This is a genomic window from Thauera mechernichensis, from assembly GCF_029588855.1.
Lineage (GTDB): Bacteria > Pseudomonadota > Gammaproteobacteria > Burkholderiales > Rhodocyclaceae > Thauera > Thauera mechernichensis.
Window position 1 is genome coordinate 32195 of record NZ_JARQZE010000007.1, and the last position, 15319, is coordinate 47513.

Sequence of the window (15319 nt, forward strand, 5' to 3'; positions counted from 1 at the left end):
CGGCGCGGTCGCCAGCGTGAACCTTCCTGCATCGCTGTATTCCACGGCGTGGCATGGGGTGATGCTGGCGATCACGCTGGCGGCTTTATACGGTATCGCGCGCCGCGCTCCCTGGGCACGGCTGCGTGACGGCAGTCAGGTCAATCTCTTGCTGGGTTTCGCCGTCGGCGTGATGCTGATGTGGAGCCTGAAGGCCGGGGTGCAACCCGGCTTGAACCTGCACATGCTGGGAGCGATGGCTGCAACGCTGGCGCTCGGTCCGTGGCTTGCCCTGGTGGCGCTCGCGCTGGCATTGACCGGTGTAACCTTGAATGGCGCCGTGGAGTGGGTGGCATGGCCGCTCAACTTCGTGCTGATGGCCGTGGTGCCGGTAGGCCTCGCCTACGCGATTCAGCGTGCGATCGAGCGCTGGTTGCCGGCGCACTTCTTCGTGTTCGTATTCCTCACCAGCTTCGCGGGTGCCGCGCTGACGGTGATCTTGCAGGGAACGGTGAGCTCGCTCTCGTTGGTGCTTGCTGGCGCATACAGTGCCGGTTTCCTCCTTGGCGAGTATTTGCCGTTCTTCCTGCTGCTCGGTTTTTCTGAGGCCTGGATCAGCGGGGCAGTCATCACGCTGATGGTGGTCTATCGACCCGACTGGGTGGCGGCATTCGACGATCGCCGTTACCTGATCGGCAAGTAACAAATCCGTATCGGCTTAATACACCTTCCCTGGAGCGACGACCCTGATGAGCAACTACAACGCCCCTCTCCGTGACATGCAGTTCGTCATGAACGAACTCGCCGACCTCGATGCCGTGATCCAACTGCCGGGCAACGAGGAAGTGTCTGCCGACCTCGTGGACGCAATTCTCGAGGAGGCCGACAAGTTTGCGTCCGGCGTGCTGGCCCCGCTGAACTGGACTGGTGACCAGGAGGGTGCCAAATGGAGCGACGGTGAAGTCGCGACCGCACCAGGCTGGAAGGACGCCTACAAGCAATTCACCGAATCCGGGTGGACGGCGCTTCCTTGCGACCCCGAATACGGTGGTCAGGGCCTGCCCAAGCTGCTGGCGACTGGCGTGATGGAGATGTGGAAGTCGGCCAACATGGCCTTCTCGCTGTGCCCGATGCTGACCAGTGGTGCAATCGAGGCGCTCATGCTGCGCGGCACGGATGAGCAGAAGAGCATGTATCTGCCGAAGATGGTCTCCGGCGAATGGACCGGCACCATGAACCTGACGGAGCCGCAGGCCGGTTCCGACCTGGCCGCCGTGCGTACCAAGGCCGAGCCGCAGGGTGATGGCACCTACAAGATCTTCGGTCAGAAGATCTTCATCACTTATGGCGAGCACGACCTCACCGACAACATCATTCATCTCGTGCTGGCCCGCCTGCCGGATGCACCCGAAGGCGTGAAGGGCATCTCGCTGTTCGTGGTGCCGAAGTTCCTCGTCAATGCCGATGGCAGCCTGGGCGCACGCAACGACGTGCACTGCGTGTCGATCGAACACAAGCTCGGCATCCACGCAAGCCCGACCGCCGTGCTCGCCTTCGGCGACAAGGGCGGCGCGATCGGTACTCTGGTCGGCGAGCCGAACCGCGGCCTCGAGTACATGTTCATCATGATGAACGAAGCCCGCTTTGCAGTCGGCATGGAAGGCCTGGCCCTGTCCGAGCGCGCCTACCAGCATGCGCTGCAGTACGCCAAGGATCGCGTGCAGGGTACGGACGCCGGCGTGCGTGGCGGCCCCAAGGTCAACATCCTGCATCATGCCGATGTGCGCCGCCTGCTCATGAACATGAAGAGCAAGACCGAAGCCATGCGTGCGCTGGCCTACGTCGTCGGCGCGGCCTTCGACAAGGCGCACAACCATGCTGACGAAGCCGTGCGCGTACAGAACCAGGCTTTTGTCGACCTGATGATCCCTGTGGTCAAGGGTTGGTGCACGGAGAACGCGATCGACGTCACTTCCGATGGCGTGCAGGTGCACGGCGGCATGGGCTTCATCGAGGAGACGGGTGCAGCGCAGCACTTCCGTGACGCTCGCATCACGACCATCTACGAGGGCACGACTGCGATCCAGGCCAATGACCTGATCGGCCGCAAGATCGCCCGCGAGAACGGCGTGACCATTGCCGGCGTGGTGGCTCAGATGCGTGCAGTCGAGGCCGAACTCGCCGCCGTCGATGGCGAGGCCTTTGCTGCCATCCGCAAGGCACTGGGTGCCGGCATCGCTGCTGTGGAGGAGGCGGTTGCCTATATCCTCGCCACGTACGCCAAGGACATCAAGGCGGCCTCGGTTGGCTCGGTGCCTTTCCTGAAGCTGCTTGGCATCGTCGCCGGTGGCTGGCAGATGGCGCGCGCGGCACTGGTGTCCCGGCGCAAGCTGGAAGCTGGCGAGGGCGAGGCGAGTTTCTACAAGACCAAGATCGTCACCGCACGCTTCTATGCCGATCACGTCCTGGCGCAGGCACCTGGCCTCGCCTACACGGTGGTCAATGGTGCAGCCGGTGCTCTGGAACTCGCCGAAGAGAACTTCTGAGCCCCGACCCGGAGGCCGCTGCCTACTGAGGCGGCGGCAAGCGGAGCAAAAAGGCCCGACCGGCGCATGCCGGATCGGGCCTTTTGATGTAGGCGCGCCTGACTTGGCAGACGCAGTGCAGGCGCGCCGTCAGTGCGTCACTCCACCTTCGCCTTCTCGCGCAGCTCGAGCACATGGCGTTCGACCATCTGCTGCTGCAGGCGCTGTTGAAGCTGGGGCTTCACCTCTTCGAACGGAGGGGCCTGGACAGCGCGCACATCATCGAGCTGGATGACGTGATAGCCAAAATCGCTCTTGACCGGCGTACGGGTGTACTTGCCCTTCTCGAGGCCCACCATTGCATCGGCAAAGGGCTTCACGAACATGCCGGGGTTGCTCCAGCCGAGTTCGCCACCACGCTCACGAGAGCCCGGATCACGGGATTCCTTGGCGACTTCTGCAAACGGCGTACCGTTCTGCAGGCGGGCGATGATCGCCTTGGCCTCAATCTCGGTCTCCACGAGGACATGGCGCGGGAGGTATTCCTTGTCGCCCATGCGCCCCTTGATGGCATCGTATTCCTTCTGCAGTTCGGCGTCGCTCACGGCGTTGGTGCGTACGTACTCCTGCAGGTAGGCGCGGATCAGGATGGCTTGGCGCGCCATGTCCATCTGAGCCTGCACATCAGCCTTCTTGTCCAGCCCCTTCTTGGCGGCTTCCTGCGCCAGCACTTCGCGGCGCACGAGTTCCTCGCGGATCGCACCCTGCAGTTGTTCGCTCTCGGGAACGCCCTGGGCACGCTGCTCGGCCATCATGGCTTCTGCACGCGCAGCCGGAATGGCAACGCCATTGACCTTGGCGAGCGAGTCGGCAGCGAGTGCGGGGAGGGCGAGGAAGCCGGCCAGCAGCGTGACGGCGAGGCGGCTCGGGAACTGTTTCATGGAGATTCCTTCAGTTTTCATGTGTGGTGGCCTCTGTGGCCGAAAGCGCGCGAATGGCAAGCGCATGGATGTCCTTCTTCATCATGTCGCCAAGCGCGGTGTAGATCATACGCTGTCGCTGCACTCTGCTGCAGCCTTCGAAAGCATCGGAAACGATGTAAAGCCGATAGTGCCCACCGCCTTCTCGGGCGCCGGCGTGGCCGGCATGCAGGGCACTCTCGTCCTCGATCTCGAGTACCCGGGTCTGGAAGCCCTGGGCAAGGATTGCGCGCATGCGCTCGACGGTCTGCGCGCTCACGGCAAGGTCTTGCGGAAAGGACGCACGGTCACCTGCGCGAACACGCCGGCCCGGGTGTAGGGGTCTTCGCGTGCCCACGCTTCAGCGCTGGCGAGCGAGTCGAACTCGGCCACAATCAAGCTGCCCAGGAAGCCCGCAGGCCCCGGGTCGGGTGAGTCGATTGCGGGCATCGGACCCGCCAGCAACAGCCGCCCCTCGTTGCGCAGCAGCTCCAGGCGAGCGACGTGTTCGGGACGGACGGCAAGTCTCGTATCGAGCGTGCCCGGTGCGTCCTCGCCGATCAATGCGTAGTACATCAGTTGGTTTCCTCTTCCATGTGGCGTGACAGATAGAAGCCTTGAGCCAGAACGAATGCGAGCATCAGGCCAAGGCCGCCGAACATCTTGAAGTTGACCCATGCTTCTTCGCTGAAGTTGTAGGCGACATAGAGGTTGAGCAGACCCATGGCAACGAAGAAGCACGCCCATGCGGCGTTGAGCCGTCCCCACACCTGATCGGGCAGTTGGATCTGCGCTTCAAGCATCTTGCGGATGAGGTTGCGCTTGAGGATCAGGGCGGATCCAAGCAACACGAAGCCGAACAACCAATAAAGTGCCGTCGGCTTCCACTTGATGAAGGTGGGGTTGTGAAAGAACAGTGTGGCACCGCCGAACACGACAATGATGCCAAGGCTAACCCACAGCATGTTGTCGACCTTGCGATGACGGAGCCATACAAGCGCGATCTGCAAGCCTGTGGCGACGATGGCGACGAACGTGGCGATGAGGATGGGCGCCTGCGACGGCGCGATGTCACCCCCGAGCCAGCCGGAGGCCAATGCATGGGCGGCATCCGGGTTTGCACCGCCGAGCTTGTAGGCGGCAAAGAACAGGATGACGGGGAGGAGATCGAAGAGGATTTTCATGGTTCGTGGCCGAAGCCCAAGTCTGATTGATTGATTCTATCGCGCCCGCCGTCACTTGCGCCGGCGGGCAGGCAGAGGATGGCCCTCAGGCCACCGCCTGTGCGTGGCAGCAGCTCGAGTCGTCCGTGGTGGGATGCCATGATGCGTTCAACGATCGCCAGGCCAAGGCCTGCTCCCTTCGTGTTCGAGCGCGCCTTTTCGAGGCGGGTGAAGGGCTGGCGCATGCGCTCGACTTCTGTCTCCGGGATGCCGGGGCCACGATCTGCAACTTCGATGCACGCCTCATCGTCACTCACGCTGACGACAATATCGAGCGGGCACTCGTCACCCGCGTAACGGAGAGCATTGTCTATCAGGTTGGCCAGCGCCCGTCGTAGCGACAGTGCACGAACTGCTACGACCAGATGATCCGGAGTGCTGAGGCGTATGTCGACACCACGCAGGCGGTAAGGGTCGGACACCTCGCGGCAAAGTGTGACGAGGTCGAGCAGCGCAAAAGCCTCCTGCGGTGTCCCGCGCCCGAAGTCAAGGAACTGCCCGATGATGCGGTCCATCTCCTCGATGTCGGTCACCATTGCAGCGACGTCGTCGTCAGGTGCGCCGGACATTTCGATGCCGAGTCGAAGTCTGGCCAATGGCGTGCGCAGGTCATGCGACACACCAGCGAGAATCAGGGCACGATCAGCATCCATGCGCGCAAGGTCGCTCGTCATCTGGTTGAAGGCACGGGCGACCACGGCGATCTCTTGCGGGCCGGATTCTTCCTGCGGCGGCGGCGTGACCCCACTGCCCAACTGCCGTGCCGCACGTGCGAGCTGGCGAAGTGGGGCGCTTACCCGAGACACGATCAGGAAGGCGCCAAGCAGGGCCGCAAGCAGGGCGCCACCGCCCCAGCCCAGCCAGCCAAAGCTGTCCGGATTCTCGATGCGCTCCGGGGGCAGCATGACCCAGTATTCATCGTTGGCGTCTTCGGGGTCGAGGCGGAAACTCACCCAGAAACCGTTCAGCGTCTTCCAGCGCGTGGCGAAGCGTGTGTGCTCACCCAGCTGACGCCTGACATCGTTCACCAGCAAGCGATGAGGTCGGGTGTCGGGCAAGGGCTCAAGCTCATCGCTTTGCTCGGCCGGATAGATACGGATGCCCTCGAGCGCAGCCATGTCGATGAGCAGGTCCACCCTGCGGTCGATATCGGCGTTGATCAGCGCGGTACGCGTCAAGTTCACCACGGATACGACCATCTGTGCTACGTCACGAGCGCGCGCAGGCTCCTGTACGTAGCGAAAGATCTGCGACCACGCGCCCAGCGCCACGATGAGCAGCAGCGCGACGAGCAGAAACGTCTGCCACAACAGGGTATGCGGCAACAGGCGAGCAGCCAGGGGTGTCCTGGCCGCCCGCTCCAGTGTGCGCAGTGGCGCCTCGGTCATCCAGGGCTCAGGTGGCCGCGTCCGGCTTGGCGTCTTCCTCGCCGCCACCCTTCTGCCCGTCGGGTACGAACACATAGCCGAAGCCCCACACGGTCTGAAGGTAGCGCGGCTTGGCGGGGTCGTCCTCAACCAGCTTGCGCAGGCGAGACACCTGGACATCGATGGCGCGATCGAACACGCCGTACTCGCGCCCGCGCGCGAGTTCCATGAGCTTGTCGCGCGACAGCGGCTGACGCGGATGTGTCAGCAGCACCTTGAGCAGGGAGAACTCCCCCGTGGTGAGCTGGATCTCCTCTTCATCCCGGGTCAACGAGCGCGTGCCGAGATTCACCTTCACGCGGCCGAAGGCGACGACCTCGTCCTCAGCGGTCGGGGCGCCGGGCAGCGTTTGCGGCTGCCTGCGCATGACCGCCTGGATGCGCGCCACGAGCTCGCGTGGATTGAAGGGCTTGGCGATGTAGTCGTCGGCTCCCATCTCAAGGCCGACGATGCGGTCTACGTCGTCGCCCTTGGCTGTCAGCATGATGATGGGGATCGTGTTCTCAGCGCCGCGAAGCCGTCGACAGATGGCGAGACCATCTTCGCCCGGCAGCATCAAGTCGAGCACTACCAGATCGTAGTGCTCACGATGCAGCGCCCGATCCATCATCGGTGCGTCACCCACGGCCTTGACGGCGAATCCCTGCTCCTGCAGGTAGCGGGACAGGAGTTCGCGCAGACGTGCGTCGTCATCGACGACGAGAATGCGATAGCGTGTCTTCAGGTTCATGTGAGGAATGCTAGCCTGAGTCTCGAGCGCTTGCCAGTAGGCTCGTCGGCGGGCACTGAATTTGCCGGGTAACCCTTCGTAAGCGCCTAGGGCAGAGGCAATATCACCTTACAAAACGCCCGTGGCTTTGACCTGGCGCACTACACATCGATGGTCATTTGCCGTAAGGTCCGTAGCCTGAAGCCTCATATTCGGTGGGCCGCGTTGACGGACTCGCCGTCCAGACAGACCAGATGAATCAGACTCCCAGATCAGCCTCTTCCGCAGTGAGCGTCCTACGCTCGCAGCCGAGGACGTCGCACCGGCTGCACGCGATTTCGGGCGTGGTGGCCTGCATGCTTGCCACGCTCCTGCCGTCCGCCGAGGCAATGGCGCAGGGCGTGAGCGAGGCTGTCACGGGCGAGGCGCATGCCGTGAAGCCTGTCGTCCAGCGGGCCACGAAAGACTGGCGGCAGACCCTCGAGGATTCCGGCAAGGACAGTAACACCACGCCGCAGCGCCGCAGCATCAGTGCAGAGGAGCGCGGGCATCTGCGCCGACACGTCAGCGATGCGGCACGCGGGGCCTACCAGGACGACAAGGTCTCCGGGCGGGGCAAACGCTGAGCCTTGCCCGCGAGGGCTTTACGACGCCTGTCGGGGGGCGCCCCGAGCCGGTAGAATGGCGCCACCATGAACGTCCTATCGATCGAGACCGCCACCGAGCATGGCAGCGTCGCCTTGCTTGCGGGCGGAGCGTTGCTCAGCCGCCGTATTCACGGTGCCGCAAATCATTCCGAAGCGGTGTTGCGAGACGTACGCGCAGTGTTGGCCGAGGCGGGCCTTGCAGCAACACAACTGGATGCGGTTGCGTTTGGCGCAGGCCCTGGTGCGTTTACCGGCTTGCGCCTGGGTTGCGGTGTCGCACAGGGCATTGCACTGGGCGCCGACCTGGGGGTTGCTGCCGTGTGCAGTCTGCAGGCTCTGGCTTTGCAGGTACCTGCACCCCGCGTGCTGGTGGCTACCGATGCGCGCATGGGCGAGATGTATCACGCCACTTACGAGCTTGACGGGGACGGCCTGCCCGTCGCCCTCAACGGTCCGTGCTGTGACGCACCTGGCGCATTCGAACTGCCGCCGGGCGACTGGTTTGCTGCAGGGTCTGCTTTTGCGGCATGGCCCGAGGAACTCGAGGCGCGTACGCTCGGCCGACTCACCGGGTGCAGGCCCGACCTTGTGCCGCGTGCGGACGAAGTCGCTCGCCTGGGCGCTGCGATGGCGTTGAGGAAGGAGTTGGTCGCCGCTGAGTACGCGCTGCCGCTTTATGTGCGCGACAAGGTCGCGTTCACGACGGCCGAACGACTCGCTCGGGGTGGACGGGCCTGATTCATGAACGCCTGCGTGATCACGCCGATGACGGCGAACGACCTCGACTGGGTGTGCGCTGAGGAAGCTTGCCTTCATGCACACCCCTGGACGCGCCGTAACTTCGAGGATGCGCTGGCCGCCGGCAACGATGCCTGGGTGATGCACGCTGGTGGCGAAGCGTTAGCGTACGCGGTTGTTCTGCGCGTCCTCGATGAGGCGCACCTGCTCGACATCGGCGTGAGTCTTCGGGCGCAGGGCAGGGGGTATGGACGACAGTTGTTGGACTGGATTGCGCATTTCGCCCGTGATCAGGGCGCAGTCGCGTTCTTTCTCGAGGTGCGCGTTTCGAACGCGATTGCCCTGGCGCTTTATGAGCGCTCGGGTTTCAGCGAGATTGGCCGTCGTCGTGGCTACTATCCGGCAGTCGAAGGGCGCGAGGATGCGATCGTGATGAGGCGGGACCTATGATCGCGGGTACGCAAACATCCCGCCGTGATGCGTTGCTGAGGGAAATGGGCCTTGGGCCGGTCTGGCGGTTGCGCAGGACTGCCGATGAGGCCCAGGACGACATAGGCGTGGCAGCCCAGGCCGTTGAGTCGTCACCTCAGCTGCCGCGGGACGAGCGTGCGCCGTCGCGGCCCGACATACGGGGGCGCGCGCGCGTCGAGCCGCCTGCCAAGCCTCTACGCGAAGATGTCGCGCCGCCGTCCGCCGATGACGCGATCAGCAGCGTGCGCGCCCAGCGGATTGCCAGCCTTCAGTGGGACGCCCTCGAGGAAGACATGCGCGCCTGCCGCGCTTGTGGTCTTTGCGAGCAGCGCAGGCAGGCCGTACCTGGTGTTGGTGACCGCAATGCACGCTGGATGTTCGTCGGCGAAGGGCCGGGCAGCGAGGAGGATCTTCGAGGCGAACCTTTCGTTGGTCCGGCGGGCCGCCTGCTCGACAACATGTTGGGCGCCATCGGCCTGGACAGGAGCCAGGACGTTTTCATTGCCAATGCGGTCAAGTGCCGGCCGCCGCACAACCGCACGCCTCAGGGGGCCGAGTTGGACGCCTGTCTGCCCTATCTGCAGCGCCAGATCGAGTTGGTCAGGCCGCGGCTGCTGATTGCGCTCGGCCGTCCCGCCGCACAAGCGTTGCTGAATCGTGAGATCGCAATCTCTGCCGCACGCGGCAGGCGTTTCGAGCGCAATGGCGTGCCAGTGATAGTGACTTATCATCCGGCTTATCTGCTGCGCAATCCGCAGGACAAGGCCAAAGCCTGGGAGGATCTGTGCTTTGGCCGTCGCTTGATGGCCGGCGCCTGCGCGTCGGACTGAGCATGCTTGGGGTGCTGCTCAGTGCGTGCGGTCCTCGAGCAGGGCGACATTGTCGAATTCGCGCTGGTTTGCCTCGTGGCGGCGTTTGACGACGAGCATTGTGCCGGCGACGAAGATGCCGAAGAGCGCGATCACGGTGTTGATCGACAGCCCGAACATGATCAGCAAGGCATAGGTGCCGGTCATGACGAGGATCGACAGGTTCTCGTTGAAGTTCTGCACTGCGATTGAGTGGCCAGCGCCCATCAGAATATGGCCGCGGTGCTGCAGCAGTGCATTCATCGGCACCACGAAGAAGCCCGCGAGTCCTCCCACGACCACCATGAGCGCCATCGCGATCCACGCCTCTGTCACGCCGATCATCAAGGTGACAACGATCCCCATCGCGATGCCAAGCGGGATCACCCTCACGGACTGACGCAGTGAGATGTAGCGCGCGGCAAGGATCGAGCCGGCGGCGATTCCGAGCGCCACCACGCCTTGCAGCATGGAGGCTTCGGAGAGGCTCATACCCAGGTTGTGTTCGGCCCACTTGATGACGATGAACTGCAAGGTTGCCCCGGCGCCCCAGAACAGCGTGGTGACGGCGAGCGAGATCTGACCGAGCTTGTCGCGCCACAGCAGGCGCAGACAGTGGTTGAAATCATGAAACAGGTAGATCGGGTTGTTCTTGAGCGGCTTGTGGTCGACACCGGTGTCGGGGATGAACATGTTGAACACGGCCGCGGCGAGATAGAGCGAGCCGACGACGAACACTGCCGCCTCGAAGGCGTTGTCGGCAAAGGGCAGCCCCAGGCCCATCAGGGCCGCAGAGACGTCGTCGCGGATCATTATGCCGCCCATCACGGTACCGATGATGATTGCCCCCACCGTGAGCCCCTCGATCCATCCGTTGGCGACCACCAGCAGGCGGTGAGGGAGGTACTCGGTGAGGATGCCGTACTTGGCGGGCGAGTAAGCGGCCGCACCGAGTCCTATCACGGCGTAGGCCAGCAGCGGGTGGCTGCCCAGAAACAGCATCAGGCAGCCGCCGATCTTGATCGTGTTGCTGATCAGCATCACCCGCCACTTGGGCATCGAGTCGGCGAAGGCGCCGACGAATGCGGCCAAGCCGACGTAGGACAGGGTGAAGAACAGCTTGAGCAGCGGCTCGAACTCGGACGGTGCGGCCATGTCCCGGAGCATTGCGATCGAGATGATGAGCAAGGCATTGTCGGCGAGCGCAGAGAAGAACTGCGCAGCCATGATGATGTAGAAGCCGAGCGGCATCGTGCGGTAGCAGGCTCACGGTAGCAGGAGCGCGGTTTATATCACGAAGGCGTGTGCATGGTGATGACGCCGATCAATGCCCGAAATCAGCGCCAGCTTTGGCACCAAACCCCGGCGTATGTGGGATCGCCGAACGCCTGCATTTGTGCTTTAATTCGAGTTGATAAACCATCCTTATCCGGATCATGGCAGATCGCAGACTTCAGGTTTTCCACGCGGTAGCGAAGCACGGCTCGTTCACGCGCGCGGCAGAACACCTTCACATGACGCAGCCAGCCGTCACCTTCCAGATCAAGCAGCTGGAAGAGCACTTCGACACCCGGTTGCTCGATCGCGGGCATGGCAAGATCTCCCTGACACCTGCGGGCGAACTTGTACTGGCCTACGCCGAGCGGATTCTCGGACTCTCCGCCGAGCTGGACTCGCGCGTGTCCGAGCTTACCGACGAGCTTGCGGGCCAGATCAAGATCGGCACCAGCACAACGATCGCCGCTTACTGGCTACCGCACATCCTTGAAGGCTTCAAGCGCCGCTACCCACGCGTGTTGCCGCGTGTGGTGGTCGGCAACTCGAAACTGACCGAAGATGCCGTTGCTGCGCGTGATCTGGACATCGGCCTCATCGAGATCGTTACCGAGCAACACGCCATTGAGCGCCGCAGTGCTGCACGCGACGAGCTGTTCGTGATCTGCAGTCCCGACAACCCGCTTGCGGCGTTCAAGAGTCTGCGAGCGAAGGACCTGGTCGGCCACCCCTTCATTGATCGTGACCCGGGTAACGGCATCCGTCAGATTGCCGACGAGTTCTTCGAGGCTGCCGGCATTGCCGGTAGTGAGATCACCCTGTGCGCCGAGATCGGCAGTCTGGCGACAATCAAGCACCTTGCGGCTGCGGGGCTGGGCTTTGCCATCGCGTCCAAACGCGCGATCCAGCGAGACCTGGAGGATGGCCGTCTGGTTGCGATTGCGCTCGAGCCGAGGATCTACACCCCGCTCGAAGTCATCCTGCCCCGTGACAAGTTCCGCTCGCGACTGATCACCGCCTTTGCAGACTTTGCCTGCGAGGAATTCGCGCGGATGGCCGATCGCGACAGCGCGGCCTGACCCGATGTCAGACGGCCGATTTCCGACTGCCCGCACCGTAACTGACTGATGGCACGCGCGAAGACTGCGTTCGTGTGCACCGAGTGCGGTGCACAGGCGGTGCGCTGGCAGGGTCAGTGCCCGCAGTGTCAGGCCTGGAACACGCTGGTCGAAACCGTCCTTGAGCCGGCAACGTCGTCGGCCGGCAACCGCTTTGCGGCCCTGGCCGGCGATACCGCACGACTGCGCCCCCTGTCTGCGCTGCAGCCCAAGGAGGAACCTCGCCAGCCAACCGGACTGGACGAATTCGACCGTGTGCTCGGCGGCGGACTGGTGAGCGGCGGTGTCGTGCTGATCGGTGGCGATCCGGGGATCGGCAAGTCGACGCTGCTGTTGCAGGCCCTGTCCAACCTTGCGACGCTGCAGCAGGGGGCAGGCGCGGGCGCAGACGATGTGCGCACGACCGCAGTCTATGTGAGCGGCGAGGAGTCGGGCGAACAGGTCGCGCTGCGTGCCCAGCGCCTGCAGCTGCCTGCGACGCCCTTGCAGATGCTGGCCGAGATCAACCTTGAGCGCATCCTGCACACACTGCGTGAGGCGAGGCCGCGGGTGGCGGTCATCGACTCGATCCAGACCGTCTATTCCGAAACCCTGCAGTCGGCCCCGGGTTCGGTGGCGCAGGTGCGCGAATGCGCGGCCCAGCTCACGCGCTTTGCCAAGCAGAGCGGCACCTGCCTGATCCTCGTTGGCCATGTCACCAAGGACGGGGCGCTCGCCGGTCCGCGGGTGCTCGAACACATCGTCGATACCGTGCTGTACTTCGAGGGCGACACGCATTCGAGCTTCCGTCTCATCCGTGCTTTCAAGAACCGCTTCGGTGCGGTCAATGAGCTCGGCGTGTTCGCGATGACCGAGCGTGGGCTGCGCGGCGTGTCCAACCCGTCGGCGATCTTCCTGTCGCAGCACTCCCAGCAGGTGCCGGGCAGCTGCGTGCTGATCACCCAGGAGGGAACGCGTCCGCTGCTGGTCGAGGTGCAGGCGCTTGTCGATGCGTCGCAGAGCCCCAACCCGCGCCGGCTTTCGGTCGGCCTCGAGCAGACGCGGCTGGCCATGCTGCTGGCGGTGATGCATCGCCACGCCGGCATTGTGTGCTTCGACCAGGACGTGTTCGTGAATGCGGTGGGCGGGGTGAAGATCACCGAGCCGGCTGCCGATCTGGCGATCCTGTTCGCGATCGTGTCCTCGCTGCGCGATCGCCCCTTGCGTCGTGGCCTGGCCGTGTTCGGCGAGGTCGGCCTTGCCGGTGAGATTCGCCCCGCGCCGCGCGGCCAGGAGCGCCTGAAGGAAGCAGCCAAACTCGGCTTCGACGCCGCCATCGTGCCGCGCGCGAATGCGCCCAAGCAGGCCATCGACGGATTGCGGGTGATCGCCGTGGAGCGCGTCGACGAGGCGCTGGAGGCCTTGCGCGAACTCGAGTGAGGCCGCGCTCAGCCGGCTCCGGGCGCCGGCGGGCCGGTTGTGCACCACGCCAGCGCCCAGTCCAGGGCCGCTGCGAGCCGGGCCATTGCCTGCGGCGACGGCTCGGTACCCAGCGCCCACTGCTCACCGCGGATGGCGAGGAGCGTTGAAGGGGGCGGCGGGCATCGCTCCAGGTCCTCGAACACACTCAGCACCACCTGCGGCGACACCGCATGCGTGGTGAAGCTGGTGTCGCGCGCCGGCAGGACTGTGCTGACCTCGAAAGGGTGCCCGGCGTCGACCGAAGCATCGACGAAGAGCACGCGCTGCCGGTCGCGCAGGTCGAGTGCATGTTCGACCTGGAGCTGGAAGTCGGTCAGGCACTCGACACCGGGCAGCGCGCGACCGGCGAGGGCGTCGATGAAAAGGGGGCCGAGTGCGTCGTCACCGCGGCTGGGGTTGCCCCAGCCGAACACGAGAATCGGCGGTGGCGTCCGTATGCTCATGTCAGCATGCGCTGTGCCCGGGCTCACTGACGGCAGCGGCGGTCGAGCTCCTCACCCGCGGCGTCGACCAGCCGTACCTCGAGCGGCATCTTGCCCAGGGCGTGGGTCGCGCACGACAGGCAGGGGTCGTAAGCGCGAATGGCAACCTCGATGTGATTGAGCAGCCCTTCGGTGAGTTCGCGGCCGTCCAGGTAGCGCCTGGCCACCTCGCGCACCGCGGCATTCATCGCCTGATTGTTGTTGGTGGTCGACACAATGAGGTTGGCCATGGTGACGAGGTCGTCGTCTCCGACCTGGTAGTGGTGGAACAGGGTGCCGCGCGGCGCCTCGATGACACCGACGCCCTCGCGCCGGCGGGACCCGGTCACCATCAGCTCGTCACCCTCGATATCGTCGTCGTGGAGGAGATCCTTGATCGTCTCCGCGGCAAACAGCATCTCGATCATGCGCGCCCAGTGATAGCCCAGCGTGGCGTGCATCGGGCGCTCGCCGGCGTAGGCAAGCAGCGTCCGCCGCTCATGGTCGGCAAACGGCGTGGGGATGCTGTCGCAGTTCTGCACTCGCGCCAGCGGTCCGACCCGGTACCAGCCGTGCTCGGGGCCGAGTGCGGCGAGGTAGGGGAACTTCATGTAGGTCCAGGGTTTGACCTCTTCCATGATCAGGCTGTCGTAAGTCTGATAGTCGACCTGGTCGAAGAGGATGCGCCCGTCTGCGTCACGAGCACGCAGCGCGCCGTCGTAGAGATCGAGGCTACCGTCGGGGGCGACCATGCCCATGAAATTCGACTCGAAGCTGCCGAAACTGTCGTAGAGCGTGGGGTCCTGTTCATGGATGCGGCGGACGATCTCGACCGCCTCTCGGCTCCAGGCGATCATCTGGTAGGCGTCCCTGAGTAGCAACTGGCGCTCGGCACTGCTCAGCGAGCGATTGACGCCACCTGGCACAGCACCGGTGCCATGGACGCGCTTGCCTGCGGTGAGCCGGATCACCTCCTGTCCGTATTTGCGCAGCAGGATGCCCTTGCGGGCAATGTCGGGAAACTGCTCCGCCACGCCCACGATGTTGCGGCGACCGGGCTCGGACTCGAAGCCGAACAGCAGGTCGGGCGAGGACAGATGAAAGAAGTGAAGCGCATGCGACTGCAGGATCTGGCCATAGTGCATGAGCCGGCGCATTCTGTCGGCCGTTGGTGTCAGGGTCGTGGCGCCGACGATCAGGTCGAGCGCCTTGCACGCCGCGAGGTGATGGGACACCGGGCAGATACCGCACAGACGCTGCACCATCACCGGCACTTCCCAGTAAGGTCGGCCCTGGATGAAGCGCTCGAAGCCGCGGAACTCGACGATGTGCAGGCGCACCTGATGCACCTTGTTGTCCTCGTCGAGCAGGATGGTGACCTTGCCGTGGCCCTCCACGCGCGTGACCGGGTCGATGGCGACGCGGCGTAGTCTGTCGCGTGCAACGGTTGCGGTTTCGAGATCCAAGCTCATGGCGTC

General features: G+C 64.2%; 17 protein-coding genes. 8 read left to right on the top strand and 9 right to left on the bottom strand.

Annotated features, from left to right (window positions below; translation table 11 throughout):
* Window positions 1–16: 16 nt before the first annotated feature.
* Together P7F68_RS11290 and P7F68_RS11295 are read left to right on the top strand one after the other, a co-directional pair.
* Window positions 17–682 (top strand): energy-coupling factor ABC transporter permease, encoded by a 666-nt coding sequence (locus tag P7F68_RS11290; protein WP_083485756.1) that lies wholly within the window; start codon window positions 17–19, stop codon window positions 680–682.
* A gap of 46 nt (window positions 683–728) precedes the next feature.
* Window positions 729–2525 carry an acyl-CoA dehydrogenase gene (locus tag P7F68_RS11295; protein ID WP_002937487.1) on the top strand — a complete coding sequence of 599 codons (1797 nt, stop codon included), beginning with the start codon at window positions 729–731 and terminating at the stop codon, window positions 2523–2525.
* Window positions 2526–2662: 137 nt separating this feature from the next.
* Here P7F68_RS11295 and P7F68_RS11300 read toward each other — a convergent pair whose 3' ends face one another.
* The 6 genes from P7F68_RS11300 to ompR are packed head-to-tail and all read right to left on the bottom strand — an operon-like array spanning window position 2663 to window position 6843.
* Window positions 2663–3445 (bottom strand): peptidylprolyl isomerase, encoded by a 783-nt coding sequence (locus P7F68_RS11300; protein WP_002929003.1) that lies wholly within the window; start codon window positions 3443–3445, stop codon window positions 2663–2665.
* Window positions 3446–3455: 10 nt separating this feature from the next.
* Window positions 3456–3743, bottom strand: coding sequence for a BolA family protein (locus P7F68_RS11305; protein ID WP_002929004.1), 288 nt, complete (start codon window positions 3741–3743; stop codon window positions 3456–3458).
* Window positions 3740–4039: a YciI family protein gene (locus P7F68_RS11310; RefSeq protein WP_002929005.1), complete on the bottom strand. Its 300-nt coding sequence runs from the start codon at window positions 4037–4039 to the stop codon at window positions 3740–3742. Before P7F68_RS11310 ends, P7F68_RS11305 begins: the two co-directional genes overlap by 4 nt.
* Window positions 4039–4647 (bottom strand): septation protein A, encoded by a 609-nt coding sequence (locus P7F68_RS11315; protein WP_002937484.1) that lies wholly within the window; start codon window positions 4645–4647, stop codon window positions 4039–4041. The genes P7F68_RS11310 and P7F68_RS11315 overlap by 1 nt, the downstream gene beginning before the upstream one ends.
* Complete coding sequence (locus P7F68_RS11320) at window positions 4644–6074, bottom strand: sensor histidine kinase (protein WP_277833192.1); 1431 nt, start codon at window positions 6072–6074, stop codon at window positions 4644–4646. Before P7F68_RS11320 ends, P7F68_RS11315 begins: the two co-directional genes overlap by 4 nt.
* Window positions 6075–6081: 7 nt before the next feature.
* Entirely contained in the window at window positions 6082–6843 is a 762-nt protein-coding gene (gene ompR / locus P7F68_RS11325) for an osmolarity response regulator transcription factor OmpR (protein WP_002937482.1), read from the bottom strand.
* Between the two features lie 335 nt (window positions 6844–7178).
* Between ompR and P7F68_RS11330 the strand changes: the two genes are divergently transcribed.
* The 4 genes from P7F68_RS11330 (at window position 7179) to P7F68_RS11345 (ending at window position 9508) form a co-directional block, all read left to right on the top strand.
* The gene (locus P7F68_RS11330; protein ID WP_002929012.1) at window positions 7179–7448 is read left to right on the top strand and encodes a hypothetical protein; all 270 of its coding nucleotides are present in this window, start codon (window positions 7179–7181) and stop codon (window positions 7446–7448) included.
* A 66-nt stretch (window positions 7449–7514) separates the two neighbouring features.
* Window positions 7515–8207, top strand: coding sequence for a tRNA (adenosine(37)-N6)-threonylcarbamoyltransferase complex dimerization subunit type 1 TsaB (tsaB, locus tag P7F68_RS11335; protein WP_002937479.1), 693 nt, complete (start codon window positions 7515–7517; stop codon window positions 8205–8207).
* A 3-nt stretch (window positions 8208–8210) separates the two neighbouring features.
* A complete protein-coding gene (gene rimI / locus P7F68_RS11340) occupies window positions 8211–8657 on the top strand; it encodes a ribosomal protein S18-alanine N-acetyltransferase (RefSeq protein ID WP_277833193.1) in 447 nt (148 codons plus the stop codon).
* 44 nt (window positions 8658–8701) lie between these two features.
* Window positions 8702–9508, top strand: coding sequence for a uracil-DNA glycosylase (locus P7F68_RS11345; RefSeq protein WP_277833194.1), 807 nt, complete (start codon window positions 8702–8704; stop codon window positions 9506–9508).
* Window positions 9509–9526: 18 nt separating this feature from the next.
* On the opposite strand, the gene lplT is transcribed toward P7F68_RS11345, so the two are convergent.
* Window positions 9527–10777 carry a lysophospholipid transporter LplT gene (gene lplT, locus P7F68_RS11350; protein WP_002937460.1) on the bottom strand — a complete coding sequence of 417 codons (1251 nt, stop codon included), beginning with the start codon at window positions 10775–10777 and terminating at the stop codon, window positions 9527–9529.
* A 185-nt stretch (window positions 10778–10962) separates the two neighbouring features.
* Here lplT and P7F68_RS11355 point away from each other — a divergent pair, with 185 nt between their 5' ends.
* Together P7F68_RS11355 and radA are read left to right on the top strand one after the other, a co-directional pair.
* Window positions 10963–11880 (top strand): LysR family transcriptional regulator, encoded by a 918-nt coding sequence (locus P7F68_RS11355; RefSeq protein WP_083485757.1) that lies wholly within the window; start codon window positions 10963–10965, stop codon window positions 11878–11880.
* A 48-nt stretch (window positions 11881–11928) separates the two neighbouring features.
* Window positions 11929–13338 (top strand): DNA repair protein RadA, encoded by a 1410-nt coding sequence (radA, locus tag P7F68_RS11360; RefSeq protein WP_277833195.1) that lies wholly within the window; start codon window positions 11929–11931, stop codon window positions 13336–13338.
* 8 nt (window positions 13339–13346) lie between these two features.
* On the opposite strand, the gene P7F68_RS11365 is transcribed toward radA, so the two are convergent.
* Window positions 13347–13823: a hydrogenase maturation protease gene (locus tag P7F68_RS11365; protein ID WP_037982429.1), complete on the bottom strand. Its 477-nt coding sequence runs from the start codon at window positions 13821–13823 to the stop codon at window positions 13347–13349.
* Window positions 13824–13846: 23 nt separating this feature from the next.
* A complete protein-coding gene (locus P7F68_RS11370; protein WP_277833196.1) occupies window positions 13847–15313 on the bottom strand; it encodes a Ni/Fe hydrogenase subunit alpha in 1467 nt (488 codons plus the stop codon).
* Window positions 15314–15319 lie beyond the last annotated feature (6 nt).

Bases quoted from the DNA above. Each gene is read 5' to 3' on its own strand.
- P7F68_RS11295 (WP_002937487.1), top strand. From the start codon at position 729: ATGAGCAACTACAACGCCCCTCTCCGTGACATGCAGTTCGTCATGAAC.
- P7F68_RS11300 (WP_002929003.1), bottom strand. From the start codon at position 3,445: ATGAAACAGTTCCCGAGCCGCCTCGCCGTCACGCTGCTGGCCGGCTTC.
- P7F68_RS11310 (WP_002929005.1), bottom strand. From the start codon at position 4,039: ATGTACTACGCATTGATCGGCGAGGACGCACCGGGCACGCTCGATACG.
- P7F68_RS11315 (WP_002937484.1), bottom strand. From the start codon at position 4,647: ATGAAAATCCTCTTCGATCTCCTCCCCGTCATCCTGTTCTTTGCCGCC.
- P7F68_RS11320 (WP_277833192.1), bottom strand. From the start codon at position 6,074: ATGACCGAGGCGCCACTGCGCACACTGGAGCGGGCGGCCAGGACACCC.
- ompR (WP_002937482.1), bottom strand. From the start codon at position 6,843: ATGAACCTGAAGACACGCTATCGCATTCTCGTCGTCGATGACGACGCA.
- P7F68_RS11330 (WP_002929012.1), top strand. From the start codon at position 7,179: ATGCTTGCCACGCTCCTGCCGTCCGCCGAGGCAATGGCGCAGGGCGTG.
- tsaB (WP_002937479.1), top strand. From the start codon at position 7,515: ATGAACGTCCTATCGATCGAGACCGCCACCGAGCATGGCAGCGTCGCC.
- rimI (WP_277833193.1), top strand. From the start codon at position 8,211: ATGAACGCCTGCGTGATCACGCCGATGACGGCGAACGACCTCGACTGG.
- P7F68_RS11345 (WP_277833194.1), top strand. From the start codon at position 8,702: ATGGGCCTTGGGCCGGTCTGGCGGTTGCGCAGGACTGCCGATGAGGCC.
- lplT (WP_002937460.1), bottom strand. From the start codon at position 10,777: ATGCCGCTCGGCTTCTACATCATCATGGCTGCGCAGTTCTTCTCTGCG.
- P7F68_RS11355 (WP_083485757.1), top strand. From the start codon at position 10,963: ATGGCAGATCGCAGACTTCAGGTTTTCCACGCGGTAGCGAAGCACGGC.
- radA (WP_277833195.1), top strand. From the start codon at position 11,929: ATGGCACGCGCGAAGACTGCGTTCGTGTGCACCGAGTGCGGTGCACAG.
- P7F68_RS11365 (WP_037982429.1), bottom strand. From the start codon at position 13,823: ATGAGCATACGGACGCCACCGCCGATTCTCGTGTTCGGCTGGGGCAAC.
- P7F68_RS11370 (WP_277833196.1), bottom strand. From the start codon at position 15,313: ATGAGCTTGGATCTCGAAACCGCAACCGTTGCACGCGACAGACTACGC.